At 47.0% G+C, this 11,011-nt stretch carries 23 protein-coding genes; 3 read left to right on the top strand and 20 right to left on the bottom strand.

Annotated elements, in window-relative coordinates:
- Positions 1-295: 295 nt before the first annotated feature.
- The 17 genes from ACKTSG_RS12215 to ACKTSG_RS12135 all read right to left on the bottom strand — a co-directional run bounded on the left by ACKTSG_RS12215 (position 296) and on the right by ACKTSG_RS12135 (position 8,343).
- Positions 296-760, bottom strand: a complete 465-nt coding sequence (locus tag ACKTSG_RS12215; protein WP_407895160.1) for a kinetochore Spc7 family protein — start codon at positions 758-760, stop codon at positions 296-298.
- A gap of 2 nt (positions 761-762) precedes the next feature.
- A complete protein-coding gene (locus tag ACKTSG_RS12210; protein WP_407895158.1) occupies positions 763-939 on the bottom strand; it encodes a hypothetical protein in 177 nt (58 codons plus the stop codon).
- Between the two features lie 15 nt (positions 940-954).
- The gene (locus ACKTSG_RS12205; protein ID WP_054713915.1) at positions 955-1,710 is read right to left on the bottom strand and encodes a DNA-methyltransferase; all 756 of its coding nucleotides are present in this window, start codon (positions 1,708-1,710) and stop codon (positions 955-957) included.
- Positions 1,707-1,955, bottom strand: coding sequence for a hypothetical protein (locus tag ACKTSG_RS12200; protein WP_407895156.1), 249 nt, complete (start codon positions 1,953-1,955; stop codon positions 1,707-1,709). The genes ACKTSG_RS12205 and ACKTSG_RS12200 overlap by 4 nt, the downstream gene beginning before the upstream one ends.
- Before the next feature lie 26 nt (positions 1,956-1,981).
- Complete coding sequence (locus ACKTSG_RS12195; RefSeq protein WP_407895154.1) at positions 1,982-2,371, bottom strand: DUF1064 domain-containing protein; 390 nt, start codon at positions 2,369-2,371, stop codon at positions 1,982-1,984.
- The gene (locus tag ACKTSG_RS12190; protein WP_407895152.1) at positions 2,368-3,066 is read right to left on the bottom strand and encodes a hypothetical protein; all 699 of its coding nucleotides are present in this window, start codon (positions 3,064-3,066) and stop codon (positions 2,368-2,370) included. The genes ACKTSG_RS12195 and ACKTSG_RS12190 overlap by 4 nt, the downstream gene beginning before the upstream one ends.
- Entirely contained in the window at positions 3,047-3,325 is a 279-nt protein-coding gene (locus ACKTSG_RS12185) for a LexA family protein (protein ID WP_407895150.1), read from the bottom strand. Before ACKTSG_RS12185 ends, ACKTSG_RS12190 begins: the two co-directional genes overlap by 20 nt.
- Positions 3,309-4,202, bottom strand: coding sequence for a conserved phage C-terminal domain-containing protein (locus ACKTSG_RS12180; protein ID WP_407895148.1), 894 nt, complete (start codon positions 4,200-4,202; stop codon positions 3,309-3,311). Before ACKTSG_RS12180 ends, ACKTSG_RS12185 begins: the two co-directional genes overlap by 17 nt.
- Before the next feature lie 10 nt (positions 4,203-4,212).
- Positions 4,213-4,401 carry a helix-turn-helix domain-containing protein gene (locus tag ACKTSG_RS12175; protein WP_407895146.1) on the bottom strand — a complete coding sequence of 63 codons (189 nt, stop codon included), beginning with the start codon at positions 4,399-4,401 and terminating at the stop codon, positions 4,213-4,215.
- Positions 4,402-4,427: 26 nt separating this feature from the next.
- Positions 4,428-4,856, bottom strand: a complete 429-nt coding sequence (gene ssb / locus ACKTSG_RS12170; protein ID WP_407895144.1) for a single-stranded DNA-binding protein — start codon at positions 4,854-4,856, stop codon at positions 4,428-4,430.
- 3 nt (positions 4,857-4,859) lie between these two features.
- Entirely contained in the window at positions 4,860-5,492 is a 633-nt protein-coding gene (locus ACKTSG_RS12165) for a putative HNHc nuclease (protein WP_407895142.1), read from the bottom strand.
- Positions 5,493-5,530: 38 nt separating this feature from the next.
- Positions 5,531-6,238 carry an ERF family protein gene (locus ACKTSG_RS12160; protein WP_407895140.1) on the bottom strand — a complete coding sequence of 236 codons (708 nt, stop codon included), beginning with the start codon at positions 6,236-6,238 and terminating at the stop codon, positions 5,531-5,533.
- Positions 6,239-6,317: 79 nt separating this feature from the next.
- Positions 6,318-7,205 (bottom strand): DUF1351 domain-containing protein, encoded by an 888-nt coding sequence (locus ACKTSG_RS12155; protein WP_407895138.1) that lies wholly within the window; start codon positions 7,203-7,205, stop codon positions 6,318-6,320.
- Between the two features lie 44 nt (positions 7,206-7,249).
- Positions 7,250-7,507, bottom strand: a complete 258-nt coding sequence (locus tag ACKTSG_RS12150; RefSeq protein ID WP_407895136.1) for a hypothetical protein — start codon at positions 7,505-7,507, stop codon at positions 7,250-7,252.
- On the bottom strand, positions 7,507-7,716 hold the full coding sequence (locus tag ACKTSG_RS12145) for a hypothetical protein (RefSeq protein WP_407895134.1): 210 nt from the start codon (positions 7,714-7,716) through the stop codon (positions 7,507-7,509). The genes ACKTSG_RS12150 and ACKTSG_RS12145 overlap by 1 nt, the downstream gene beginning before the upstream one ends.
- Entirely contained in the window at positions 7,700-7,972 is a 273-nt protein-coding gene (locus ACKTSG_RS12140) for a hypothetical protein (protein ID WP_054717036.1), read from the bottom strand. Before ACKTSG_RS12140 ends, ACKTSG_RS12145 begins: the two co-directional genes overlap by 17 nt.
- A gap of 134 nt (positions 7,973-8,106) precedes the next feature.
- Positions 8,107-8,343: a hypothetical protein gene (locus tag ACKTSG_RS12135; RefSeq protein ID WP_407895132.1), complete on the bottom strand. Its 237-nt coding sequence runs from the start codon at positions 8,341-8,343 to the stop codon at positions 8,107-8,109.
- Positions 8,344-8,408: 65 nt separating this feature from the next.
- Here ACKTSG_RS12135 and ACKTSG_RS12130 point away from each other — a divergent pair, with 65 nt between their 5' ends.
- Positions 8,409-8,594: a hypothetical protein gene (locus ACKTSG_RS12130; protein ID WP_054717031.1), complete on the top strand. Its 186-nt coding sequence runs from the start codon at positions 8,409-8,411 to the stop codon at positions 8,592-8,594.
- A gap of 166 nt (positions 8,595-8,760) precedes the next feature.
- Here the strand turns inward: ACKTSG_RS12130 and ACKTSG_RS12125 are convergent, their stop codons facing one another.
- The 3 genes from ACKTSG_RS12125 to ACKTSG_RS12115 are packed head-to-tail and all read right to left on the bottom strand — an operon-like array spanning position 8,761 to position 9,956.
- Positions 8,761-8,976, bottom strand: coding sequence for a hypothetical protein (locus tag ACKTSG_RS12125; RefSeq protein ID WP_407895130.1), 216 nt, complete (start codon positions 8,974-8,976; stop codon positions 8,761-8,763).
- Positions 8,977-9,744, bottom strand: coding sequence for a phage antirepressor (locus ACKTSG_RS12120; RefSeq protein ID WP_407895128.1), 768 nt, complete (start codon positions 9,742-9,744; stop codon positions 8,977-8,979).
- Positions 9,741-9,956, bottom strand: a complete 216-nt coding sequence (locus ACKTSG_RS12115) for a hypothetical protein (RefSeq protein WP_407895126.1) — start codon at positions 9,954-9,956, stop codon at positions 9,741-9,743. Before ACKTSG_RS12115 ends, ACKTSG_RS12120 begins: the two co-directional genes overlap by 4 nt.
- 262 nt (positions 9,957-10,218) lie before the next feature.
- Between ACKTSG_RS12115 and ACKTSG_RS12110 the strand changes: the two genes are divergently transcribed.
- Positions 10,219-10,563: a helix-turn-helix domain-containing protein gene (locus tag ACKTSG_RS12110; RefSeq protein ID WP_407895124.1), complete on the top strand. Its 345-nt coding sequence runs from the start codon at positions 10,219-10,221 to the stop codon at positions 10,561-10,563.
- A gap of 11 nt (positions 10,564-10,574) precedes the next feature.
- Positions 10,575-10,748 carry a hypothetical protein gene (locus tag ACKTSG_RS12105; protein WP_407895122.1) on the top strand — a complete coding sequence of 58 codons (174 nt, stop codon included), beginning with the start codon at positions 10,575-10,577 and terminating at the stop codon, positions 10,746-10,748.
- Positions 10,749-11,011 lie beyond the last annotated feature (263 nt).

Here is an 11,011-nt window from a genome sequence, read left to right as displayed (position 1 = left end):
ATCCAGTAGGAAGCAACGAATGAGTTAAGCTCGCTGGACTACCAAACATCGATCCAATACAATAACGGTCGCCCCCTCCTTGAACATCCGGTTTTGGACTTGGTTTCATAGAACTTTAGACGTTACCAATAAGCTCGTTTGAATGTAAACGTCCGCATACGGCACAAGGGCTTCATGGCTTGACCAGTCCGGCAACTGTATGACCACACCGTCTAATACAGCCATACTCACTGGATACTCGCCATGTGGGTACTTGATGCCATGGTAGTACGCTTTCATACTTGCTTCCTCCTGCTTATTGTGCGCCTGCTGATTTGACGGCATGATCAGAATATTCCCGGACATTTTGCGCATCTAGAATCGCTTGAGAGAGATTGTTGTTGTCCTGCTTGGCCGCCTCAAGTTGTGCATTGAGGTCATTGATAGTCTGTTGCTTAGCGTCCACTTCCGCTTGTTTCTGGGCCACCGCCTGTTTCCCCTCGGCGATCTTCTGTTGAATCTGTGTATCTTTGCTTGCCATGTCGTTATCGTATTGCTTTTTGAGTGCCGTGTATTGTGCCTGCGCATCGGCTAATTGATGTTTCAGGTCGGACAAGCTGGATTGTGACGCATTGATTTTTGCCGCCAGCTTGTCGATGTTGTTCTTGGTTTCTACGATGTTCTGGTGTCCTTGCCATACGTTGTCGGCCACCGCGGTCGCACCTGCTCCAAACATAAGGCCCGCAAGAACAGTTGCCGTTAATGTCAATTTTTTGTTCATAATTATTTCTCCTCGTTCGCTTCCCACACTGCGATGATTCGCACAAATTCCAGCATCACAAGCGCCATAAGCAACCCTGTGATAGGTAACACCCAACCGGTGAAAAACACCATGTCGAGCGCTACAATAGCAATCAAGACCATTGCGATAATCATTAAAATTGTTTCTAAAGCTTTCATAGCGTATAGTCCTCCTTACAAAAGCGCCAAAGACATGGTGCTGATCATTTTCTCTTTTGCCAGCCTGTACATATCCTTCTTAATTTCAAACCCAAAACAAGATCTGCCTAGCTCCGCAGCTGCTCTTAGCGTAGATCCACTACCAGCGCACGGATCGATCACAACGTCACCCGGATCGGTGAACAACTCGATCAACCGTTTCAGTACTGGGATAGGCTTCTGCGTGGGATGAATTTTCGGATATGTACCGTCCGTCTCCCACCGGAACCAGTTGAATACCATCTGCCCATCATTGTTGAACTTCGGTAACTTGTCTCGGTATAAGACCACGGCGTACTCGGTAGCGCCTACGATCCTCATGTTGGCTTTCAGAGCCTGTGCCGACTGGTTTTTGATGAATATCAGCGGAAAACTGTGTTTGAACCCGTATTTCTTCCCATATTCGATAACCATCTGCATCTGTTGGAATGCGCAAAACACGATCATTGCTGGTGCCTTTCCGCGCTCTTTTGGTTCCTTGACTAGCATGTGACTGCAAAAGTGCATGAACTCTGCAACACGGAAATCAACGTCTGTATCGAAGAATGTCTTACCGGCCTTGTCACTAGTGCCATTTTTATCGTTCCCGCCAACATACCAAGTTGGATTTGACCCGTAGGCGTTGTTCCCGATGTTGTAAGGAATGTCGGCAATTACAAGCTGTGCCTTTGGAATACCGTATCGCTTAAAGTTCTGAAAGTGGTCGTTGTAGAGCTCGCACTTTTCTTTCATTTGTAATCCTCCGGTCCCAGTGGACTGATTAGTTTTTCATAAGTGATTCCCATGGTTTGGGCGGCCTTAGCTAGCGCTGTAATCGCCAACTTTCGACTATCGTCTACCATGAAGTTGTTAAATGTCGGATACTTCACAAGAATTTTATCTGAGAAGTCATCGCGAGTTTCCTCATGATCATCTAAATAGTTCTGGATTCGTGCTCTTGCATAATCAAACTTGAGACCACTCTTTGTAGCTGGCATTGATTTCAGTCCTTTCTATTTCACGATTACGCCTGTTTCTCCACGAACAGACCTGACCTTGAATCGTATTCTGCGATCGTGACCGGCATGTCATACTTCCACATGAACATCATCATGCGAAGCCGTGCATCTGCCGTCATGGTCGCGTTACCGCCCTTGACGTCCACCACCTTGACTATTTTGTAATCTTCGTAGATAACGAAATCAGGCGTGTAGACGCGATGGGCATATCGCTTCCCGTTGCAGACAAGTTTCGGCACGATCTCGAAGCGCTGTTGAAACTTGAAGTCCGCGTGTGTGAATAGCAAGTGGTCGTAATAGCGTGCCTCCTCCCGGCTGGCACACTTAGTGCCGTCAGACGCGTATGATTGGCGCGCGTGATACTTGCTCCGTCCTCTAACTGGAATACGCCTCATAACACTTTCTCCGGCGTTACTGTGCCCCACTCATCCCAGCCACGCTTAGTCTTGATCCACTTACCAGCTTTGATCACCGCGCCGGTTTCGGTCATTAGACCATCGACGTGATTGTTTGGCGGCAGGTGATACTTCTCATTTAGATCATTGCGGTTCAAAAAGTATTCGATACGGCCATCAGGCAAGGTGATACGTGAGCGATACTGTTGTGGCCGCTCGATGTTATATTCTTGTTCGACTGAACGAATGAAGTCATAACCGCGATGATAGGTTTCGCGTACTTGATCGGCAGTCATTCCATCCTCATACGCATTTTTAAGCACTTGGGCGAACGCTTTGTGCTTACGCTTTGTCTCGAACAGTTTGGCAGTCCTAGCCTTATCGCTGAACTTATGATTACCCATGCGCCCATCACGAACGGGGTCAGGAAAACCTTTGATATTGTGCTTATCGGGCACGGTTTCGGAATCAATTCCGAGTTCTTTCATGCTGATCACCGTGCGGCCTTGCAGCAAGTCGATTTCAGCTTGATCCCCCTTTGCCGAGATGATCTCAACCAAGCACGAGTTTTCGTATGCTTTCAGCACGCGTCCGTGCACGGCGGTCATGTGAACTTCACCATAACCCTGTCGGCTTCGTGTCAGACTTGGCGTGTAAACCAACTGGCCTACAACGCTAACTTGTTTTTGTGTCAATTTTGATTCCTCCGTTTTTGTTCAACAGCTCCAAGCCCTTATCAGTCACGCGATAGGTGCGTGGACTTTCAGGGATATGGGCGATTAAATCGTGTTCGAGCATCGCCGTGAGGTGGTGCTGTGTCGTTGACGATGAGGACCAGACCATATATGCGCCAATCTCACGAACCGTGGGTGACTTCCAACTAGCGTGCATCCACATGAGGTAGCTCAACACTCTAACCCAGCGCCGTTCTTGCGCATTAGTCGGTGCTTGCATTGGCTTTCGCCTCCCTCATCGCTTTCAACTGATCTAGCCCGGCGTTAATACTGGCCTTAGCTTCTGGCGTCACAGGCTTAGATTCAGGCGCGTAACCTGGCCGCATCCACTCCGGATTGTCTTCTTTCCGCGCGGGTTTTCCCCCAGAGAAGTTAGACCCGCCGCCCGGAACACTGTTGACATAACCCTCAAACTTAGAAGCCCGAAAGATCGTAGACGGCTGGATATAGCGTGCCATGTCCGTTCCAAGCCAACCAGCGCATACGTGATCTATCGCGTCCTTGATATCCTGAGTAGTAAATCCTTCGTCAAGTCGGGATTTGACCAGTTTCTGGTTAGTTGGCGTATTGCGAAAATGCTTGCCGCTCTTTTTGTTGAGATACTCGAACAACTTTTCGTATTTCACGGCAGGTTCGGCTTTAGCCGGACTAGAAGGTTCTTTCTTAGCATTCTTTGCATTCTTTGCATTCTTGATTGTTGTCACTGGATTGTCATTGGGTTGCACTTGGGTTGTCATTTGATTGTCACCGAGCTGGTATTCAGACCAGTGAAGTATTGATATGACGCTGTATTTGTTGGTTGATTTGATTGTCAACATTTGCGCGTTTTCAAATCTCTTAACCCATCTCCAGAGCTTTCGCCATGTCACTTGATTGTCACGTGGAACTCCTTCGTTGAACTCAAACGCCAGTGCGTGGGCGCCCGTTACCAGTTGTCCGCTTGACACGACCACCTCTTGACCATTGAATAAAAATCGGTTCCCGTTGTGACTTGCCTTCATTAACAAAAGCATCCAAAGCTTGAGTTGATCGGAGTCAGTCCAGACGAAAGACTGGCGTACCTTGCGATAAAGCTTTATCCATCCCCCGTCTGCCATGTGCTCACCTCTACTTCCATTCGATTACGACCCGAAAGCCTAACACCTTGCCTAACGCGTTCAGGGTTTGCATCTTTGCGTTGCGTGTTGTTGTTTCGATTGTGCAGATAGTTGACTGGGGCACGCCGGACTTATCTGACAGTTCTGATTGCGACAAGCCTAGCACCAAACGACGGTTACGAATTTCATATCCTGTCATAGTTATTCACGTTTACCTTTCGTAAGTTAGAAAGGAAGTTCGTCATCACTGACCGAAATAGGTTGCCTACCGTTGGCACTTGATTGCTTACCACCAAAGCCACCGTCGGTCACGCTGCTTTCACTTTCAGATGATTTCTTATTCTCTAACAGTGCAAAATTGTCGATTACAACTTCAGTGACATAAACGCGCTGTCCTTGCTTGTTTTCGTAGTTACGCACTTGCAGGTGACCGGATACGCCAATAAGTGACCCTTTATGCGTATATTTCGATAAGTTTTCTGCACTCTTACGCCAGATAACGCAGTTGATGAAATCAGTTTCCCGATCCCCGTTCTCACTGCGAAATTGTCGGTCGACTGCCAAGGTGAAAGAGCCGACAGCAATCCCACTTTGGGTATATTTCAGTTCGATGTCTTTGGTGATTCGTCCAGTTAGCGAAACAGAATTAATCATTGTTTATTCCCCTTTTTCTTCTACTCGGTAATACGGCGCGATACGTCGCAATTCTTCTGCCGGTAATTTGATTGGCTTGATATGATACTTAGTGATGAATGTTCGCAGCCCGATACTGTGTTGCTCCATGTGGTGCTCATGACAAAGCGCCATGTAGTGGAAGTTCGCCTCATTAATCTTGTATCGATTGCGGCCCAGCCCTACACTCTCAAAGTGCGCTAACTCAGCGTGTTTTCCGCAGATAACGCACTTACGGAAACGAAGACAGAACCACTGCCGAACATAGTCATCTGGGATCATGTCCCAAGTGCGTGTCTTAAATGGCACATCATTGCGAAAACAGAACTCCAAGATGGTGTAGATCATGTTTGAAGCGGTCGTGACGGAACAGTCGCTCAAGGAGTACGGCTCAAGTCCAAATATCTCGCGCGTATAGCCTTTCATATAGTCCTCAATCATATCTACCGTGTCTCCGTTCCAGTCGCTTATTTCGCGCATTAGGGCGAATATTTTACGGCGCTGTTCAGGACTGATTGTTCTCCCATCTTCAAGCTCGACACTCACGCTGGGCTGTTCACCATTAGCAAGCTTGGTCACTTGAGCCAAAGGCACGTCATCTGGAAGCTCAATCAACATTTCTTGCCCAGATACCGACTTAAGCTTTCCAGTCAGCCTCATTCATGATCGCCAGCCAGTGCATTAAGTTGCCGCTCAATCTCAGTTGCCAGCCACTTACCCGCTTGTGGGCTAAGCGTCTCAATGCTCGTTGCTTGAGAGCCTTCAACCTTTGCGTTAGCAACACCAACCCACATCTTAGTAAGCTCCGCTTGAGTTTTTGGCTTTGGCTTCCCACTTGCACTAGTCGCAGGCATAGCCTTAAACTGTGCCAAAATCATTTGCTTAATTTTTACAACCGTTTGGCCATCAAGCGATGCTTTCTTAGCGGCGGGCTTTGAATATTGTGGGCGTGACTGACTGCGTGGGGCTTTTTGTGTTGCGGCATTGCCGTCGTCGTCAATATCCGAAGTGATACCGAACGCTGCACTGAGCGAATAACGGCGTGCGTAGGTTTCCGCTGATCCAAAAGCCTGCGCATCTTTTTTTGAAACTGGAACGGATAGGGGGCCGAGCTCGATGTATTGACCACTTTCGTGCAAAATTACGGTTGTCACGGATACCTGATCACCATCAGAAGTGACATCTTGTGTATATGACAAACCAGTTTCTTCTAGAGCGTCATCAATTGCCGCTACCACGCCTTCGAGCTGTACATACTTTGACTTAAAAAAAGGGTTATCTGCTGATTTGGCAGGTTGCCTAACCTTCCCACGAAAGGTATTTAGAGCTTTAGCAAGCTCGTCAATTTTGTCTGAGCTGTTCATCATTTATACTCCTTTGTTGGTGTAAAGCTGACGCTGACGTGTGCGGGTGTAATTGGTAACTTTCCAGATGGATAATACTTCATTCACGACCACCCTCTGACCAAAAGTAGTAGCCCTTTAGCCGCATGTAGTTGGAAACGTCTTGAGCTTGGGCGAGTGTGCCATTCATACCAAAGTGATAGTCAGTGACTTCATCAGCGGCACTCTTTGGCGCTTCGGTGGCGACTTCGCCAGTCTCAGCATCAATAGTCTTATCGCCTACCTGTTGCTGTTTTGCCTTGGCGATGGCTTCCTCAGCTTCCTTACGTTTGGCTTCTTGCTCGGCCTTGAGATCACGCTCATCAGCCGCTTTGGCGATGCCATCTTTGATGCGGTCAATTGATACACCCTCATCGACTTGCACAAGCCAGCCACTAGGATCAATGTTGTTGACCTTGGCGTACATTCCAACGAGTTCACGTTCAGTAGCCACGCGCTTACGTTCAGCGATCACACCATCCGCCGCGGCCGCCATTTGCTTGAGGCGTTCAATTTTGGATAGCTGAGTGCCAAACCAAGCGTCTTGCATTTCGACGTCATCAGGCTTGAGGCCGCGAGCTTCCAAGATATCGTTGAGGTCTTTATTAGCCATTACGCGGCGTTCACGCTTAGCTTCCTCGGCGTACTTATCGAGTGCATCCTTGATAGGTTGCTTAGCGGCTTCCAGCGATGCCTTGAGCTTGTCTGTGGACGCTTTGAATGCGTTATACGGTTCGTTGTACTCTTTCTTGATAGCCTTGCGAAAGTCTTCAATTTGCTTAATAGCAGCGTTTAATTCAGCCTGTGACTTACGAGCTTCGGTGGTGGTGTCATCAGTGACAACCATGCCTTTGTACTTGTCAGCAAGCACGGTTACTGATTTAGCCAGGTCATCGAAGTTGCTGATTTCGAGCTTAGCCGGTTTATAAATCGGATTAATGTCTAACATGTGTTATAATCTCCTCGTATAGTTATTGTTGCCGACTTGCTGTCCTACCAGCAGGCCGGCTTGTTTTTGTGTTCCCAATGGATCCACGTCTTGTCGCCTTCGACTTCGTCAGTGTCGAAGCCGATGTTGATCAGCTCTTGTAGTTCTTCATCCGTGACGTCAGCCAAGATAACTTCGTTGTGGCCGTTATAGCTTGCCATTTGGATAGCTTGCTGAACGTTGTATGCGTGCTGGCGTTCCAGCGCCTTTTCGGTTGCTTCCACAGTTGCTTCGGCCGTGAAGCTTTTATCGAATAAACTCATTACTTCACCTCCTCTCGCAGCTCTAAGCGACGGCGACGGTTAACGCGTGACAAGTGATCTAATCCGAAACGTTTACCATCGCGAATGATGGCTAACGCAATACGGTTATGCTGGTCAAGCAAAGCCGCCATGCGAATTTCGTCTTGACGTTCATCGAGACACGCGCGTGTTTCAAAGTAATTAGCAAAATGTTTATAAACTGTGTTCATTGATAGCCTCCTTAGCGTTTTGATAGCCGGTGATTTTGCCAGCGTTTAAATTACGATCACGTTTGGTATAATTCGAATTATCGGTAATTACTTCGCCGTGACGTTTCGCCCACGCAATCAACCGGTTAATTCGACGTGGATGAGCTTCTGCTTCGTTATAAGCAAGCAACATTCCATCGGCATAAGCTTGTGATGCAATTGCGCGCGGGTCTTGAAAGATTGTGGCTCTAAGCGTGGAGAACGTTTTTGCAGTCATTATTCAACCTCAAAGCAATTCTTCAACCCGCCCATAACGCTTGCCGCAACTGCTAAAAACCCGATAGCGCCAATAATCTCTAAAACCATTAACATAACTAACTCCTTTAGCGGACATCACGATGTGTGAGAGCCTCATTTGCTGATTGCAATTAAGTGATTGATGTCTGCTTTGCGAAAATAGAGTTTCTTACCAACGCGCTTACACGGAAGTCCGTGCTTACGCAAAATTTCTAGCGTTGACTTGGTGCCTTGCAGATACTGGATTGCGTGTTCTTTGTCTAACCATTCGGCTGACATAATCACTAGTTCATCCTGTAAAACTACGCGGATGATTCGGCCAAGCGCCTTAGCTAGTAGCGATTCCGCCATCCTAATCACCTTCTTTCTTTTGGCCTCCCCTCGGCGGATAATGAAGCCCGGAAGGAGGTGATAATATGAATCCAGACAAAATTGATGCTGCCGTTCAAAAGGCTGTAGACTCGCTTTATGCTGAACTGAATGTAACGATTAGCGCTACTGATATTAGTGAAGCGATTGGTAAATCTAACGAGGATGCCAAGAGCTTTGCTGTGCTATTGGTTCAAAAGACGTTGCATGAATTGCTTGACTCTGAGAAATAAAGTCTTGTGTTTGATTTCAACGTGGGTTTTTATTTCTGACCGTTTGATTGGATCCGCCCGATCAAACGGTTTTTTTTCGTCCTTGTTATCATTCACTCTTTCTTTCATTTGGATACCTCCTTTTGTCGCCTTATTTCAAACGATCAGATTGAAATATTCGGTGTTGCTAGCTTAACTTTAAAAAGTTCGACTGATACTGAATGAGGTTGTAAGCGTATTGAAGACTTGCGTATGCTTGGTCATGCGTCAGGTCTTCTTTTTTCATGATTTCAACAATCTGACTGCCAATTTCTTGGATATTGTCGCCGAACATTTCAGGTTTGTTCTTCCACTTAAATTCATTTAAATAGTATTCACGGGCAGTTTCTTTTTCTTTCTCCATTTATACCGTCTCCTTTTGTAGAAACTTGTTGATAAAGTATTGCTGGCCTTTGCCAGTGACTTTCGTGGTCTTGGTGATTCGCACGCTGCCATCTGGGTTCTGGAATGTGCGTTCCTTGATGTCGAACAGCTCCAAGTCCATCGCGCGTTGCGTTGGCATGTTGCGGCGATCTCCACTGCCAATCAGGTATCCGTGTTCCCGCAGCCAAGCGAACAGCCTATTCTGGCCAATATCCACACCGTTCTGGCGGATTAACTTTGCTAAATCGCCGATGAGAATGCTCGTATGGCTGGTGGCTACCGCGTCTGCAAACAATGCTTTAGGCTTCATGATTTCGCTCTCAGCCGTAAGTAATGCTGTCTTGGCCTGTTCGTCCTTCAACTGTGTTGCCAGCCGGATAATGAAGTCTGGATTGGTCAGCGTCTTCTCAATTGTTTCAGGCGTCATGTAAGCACCATTCTTACGGATTGATGGAAGGACTTCTTCATAAACCCAATCTTGAAAAGGTTCAGCACTAGGAAGTTTGCTTTCGCCGGCTAGTTGATAAAGGCCGGGTTCGGAGATTACCGTCACTTCTTGGTTCCCCGAGGGGGTGGTGATTCGCCACCCCCTCTTATACTTTGTTTTCACATGTGCTTTTAAGGCGTTATTTGTATCCGAGTATCCAATGGCACTAGCGGCATCCTTGCCCACAAAGAACGGCTCACTATCAATCATTACCGTTCGGAGCTGATTGCCTTGAAAATTGAATTCCTGTAATTCGTTCATTTTGATTCCTCCATTCCTAACTTGATTGCGATTTCGCGTCGCACGCGATCCCACAGTGGCGATGAATCTCCATTAATCGCATGGCTGATGGCTGATTCGTTGGTGTTCAACAGCTCAGCCATCTTTCGATTTGTAAAGTCATGTGCCGCCATTGCAGATTTATACTTGCGCCGGGTGGCCTTGCGAAAATCATTCAGGTCTTGTTCCGACATGTTCTCAACTCCTTTCATCAAATGTTTGACCAAGTAGTTGCATATTTTAACGAGTAGTCGTAAAATACAGACATAACAAATAACCTTAATACATCAGCGCTTTACAACCGGTTCTCACTCGCCAAAGTCTTCACCGGTTGGGGCTTGGTTAAATGTTTGCTCAATTACTTGATGAACCTATAATAACGAGTTCTCGTAAAAATTGCAACCATTTTTGAGAGATATTCGTTAAAATATGGTTCTCTGTTAGGAGAATCCCATTATGACGCCATTTGAACGCATAAAAGAAACAGCCAAGAAAAATGGATTGAGTTTGCAAGATACGGCCACCAAGGCCGGTATTGGTATCAACACCATCTATGGATGGAAGCGATACGTTCCTGCTTCCGATAAGCTCCAGGCCGTTGCCGATGCGCTTCACGTAACAACGGACTACCTGCTCGGCAATACGGACGACCCGAACCCACCTAAGGCTTCCGGTGAGAAGCCAATGTCAAAGAACCAAAAACTCATTGCCTATTCGATTGACCCCGATGTCTCCGACGAAGAGCGTGAAGCAATCATCGAAATGGTCAAGCAAGCAATGAGGTTTAGAAAGCGTCTCTAGGGTGGTTTCCTATGACAGATTTGGAACGTATCGAAGACATGTACCCAGAGCTGAGATTCTGGGGAATCGAAGTTGAAAGCATTCATTATCACGGCCATATTCAGGGACGTGATGTGTACATAAACACGCTTCAACCTGATCCTGGATTATTCATAGAATTTCAAAAAAGCAGCGCAATCCCATGATTCACACGGGACTGCGCTGCTTTGGTGTTTCACCCATTGGGTGCGCCTATATGCTAAGGTTGAGTCGACAAAAACCATCACGAAAGCGAGGCTTCACACCATCTCAACTTTAACCAGCTTATCCCTGCAATGCAATACCAATGTGACTGTGACTGCCGACGGCGGTCAACTTTCAAATGACGCCGGGCTCGTTTTGTTCCAAGAGTTTCTTCATCGTATCAACTTTAGGAAACTTGCCAATCAGTGCCTCAAGTTACCAGACC

Origin of the sequence: Lacticaseibacillus salsurae (assembly GCF_045862175.1) — a bacterium.
GTDB lineage: Bacteria > Bacillota > Bacilli > Lactobacillales > Lactobacillaceae > Lacticaseibacillus > Lacticaseibacillus salsurae.
The sequence above is the reverse complement of the archived record's forward strand: the minus strand, read 5'-3'. Positions and strand labels throughout refer to the sequence as shown.

Bases quoted from the DNA above. Each gene is read 5' to 3' on its own strand.
- ACKTSG_RS12215 (WP_407895160.1), bottom strand. From the start codon at position 760: ATGAACAAAAAATTGACATTAACGGCAACTGTTCTTGCGGGCCTTATG.
- ACKTSG_RS12210 (WP_407895158.1), bottom strand. From the start codon at position 939: ATGAAAGCTTTAGAAACAATTTTAATGATTATCGCAATGGTCTTGATT.
- ACKTSG_RS12205 (WP_054713915.1), bottom strand. From the start codon at position 1,710: ATGAAAGAAAAGTGCGAGCTCTACAACGACCACTTTCAGAACTTTAAG.
- ACKTSG_RS12200 (WP_407895156.1), bottom strand. From the start codon at position 1,955: ATGCCAGCTACAAAGAGTGGTCTCAAGTTTGATTATGCAAGAGCACGA.
- ACKTSG_RS12195 (WP_407895154.1), bottom strand. From the start codon at position 2,371: ATGAGGCGTATTCCAGTTAGAGGACGGAGCAAGTATCACGCGCGCCAA.
- ACKTSG_RS12185 (WP_407895150.1), bottom strand. From the start codon at position 3,325: ATGCAAGCACCGACTAATGCGCAAGAACGGCGCTGGGTTAGAGTGTTG.
- ACKTSG_RS12180 (WP_407895148.1), bottom strand. From the start codon at position 4,202: ATGGCAGACGGGGGATGGATAAAGCTTTATCGCAAGGTACGCCAGTCT.
- ACKTSG_RS12175 (WP_407895146.1), bottom strand. From the start codon at position 4,401: ATGACAGGATATGAAATTCGTAACCGTCGTTTGGTGCTAGGCTTGTCG.
- ssb (WP_407895144.1), bottom strand. From the start codon at position 4,856: ATGATTAATTCTGTTTCGCTAACTGGACGAATCACCAAAGACATCGAA.
- ACKTSG_RS12165 (WP_407895142.1), bottom strand. From the start codon at position 5,492: ATGTTGATTGAGCTTCCAGATGACGTGCCTTTGGCTCAAGTGACCAAG.
- ACKTSG_RS12160 (WP_407895140.1), bottom strand. From the start codon at position 6,238: ATGAACAGCTCAGACAAAATTGACGAGCTTGCTAAAGCTCTAAATACC.
- ACKTSG_RS12155 (WP_407895138.1), bottom strand. From the start codon at position 7,205: ATGTTAGACATTAATCCGATTTATAAACCGGCTAAGCTCGAAATCAGC.
- ACKTSG_RS12150 (WP_407895136.1), bottom strand. From the start codon at position 7,507: ATGAGTTTATTCGATAAAAGCTTCACGGCCGAAGCAACTGTGGAAGCA.
- ACKTSG_RS12145 (WP_407895134.1), bottom strand. From the start codon at position 7,716: ATGAACACAGTTTATAAACATTTTGCTAATTACTTTGAAACACGCGCG.
- ACKTSG_RS12140 (WP_054717036.1), bottom strand. From the start codon at position 7,972: ATGACTGCAAAAACGTTCTCCACGCTTAGAGCCACAATCTTTCAAGAC.
- ACKTSG_RS12135 (WP_407895132.1), bottom strand. From the start codon at position 8,343: ATGGCGGAATCGCTACTAGCTAAGGCGCTTGGCCGAATCATCCGCGTA.
- ACKTSG_RS12130 (WP_054717031.1), top strand. From the start codon at position 8,409: ATGAATCCAGACAAAATTGATGCTGCCGTTCAAAAGGCTGTAGACTCG.
- ACKTSG_RS12125 (WP_407895130.1), bottom strand. From the start codon at position 8,976: ATGGAGAAAGAAAAAGAAACTGCCCGTGAATACTATTTAAATGAATTT.
- ACKTSG_RS12120 (WP_407895128.1), bottom strand. From the start codon at position 9,744: ATGAACGAATTACAGGAATTCAATTTTCAAGGCAATCAGCTCCGAACG.
- ACKTSG_RS12115 (WP_407895126.1), bottom strand. From the start codon at position 9,956: ATGTCGGAACAAGACCTGAATGATTTTCGCAAGGCCACCCGGCGCAAG.
- ACKTSG_RS12110 (WP_407895124.1), top strand. From the start codon at position 10,219: ATGACGCCATTTGAACGCATAAAAGAAACAGCCAAGAAAAATGGATTG.
- ACKTSG_RS12105 (WP_407895122.1), top strand. From the start codon at position 10,575: ATGACAGATTTGGAACGTATCGAAGACATGTACCCAGAGCTGAGATTC.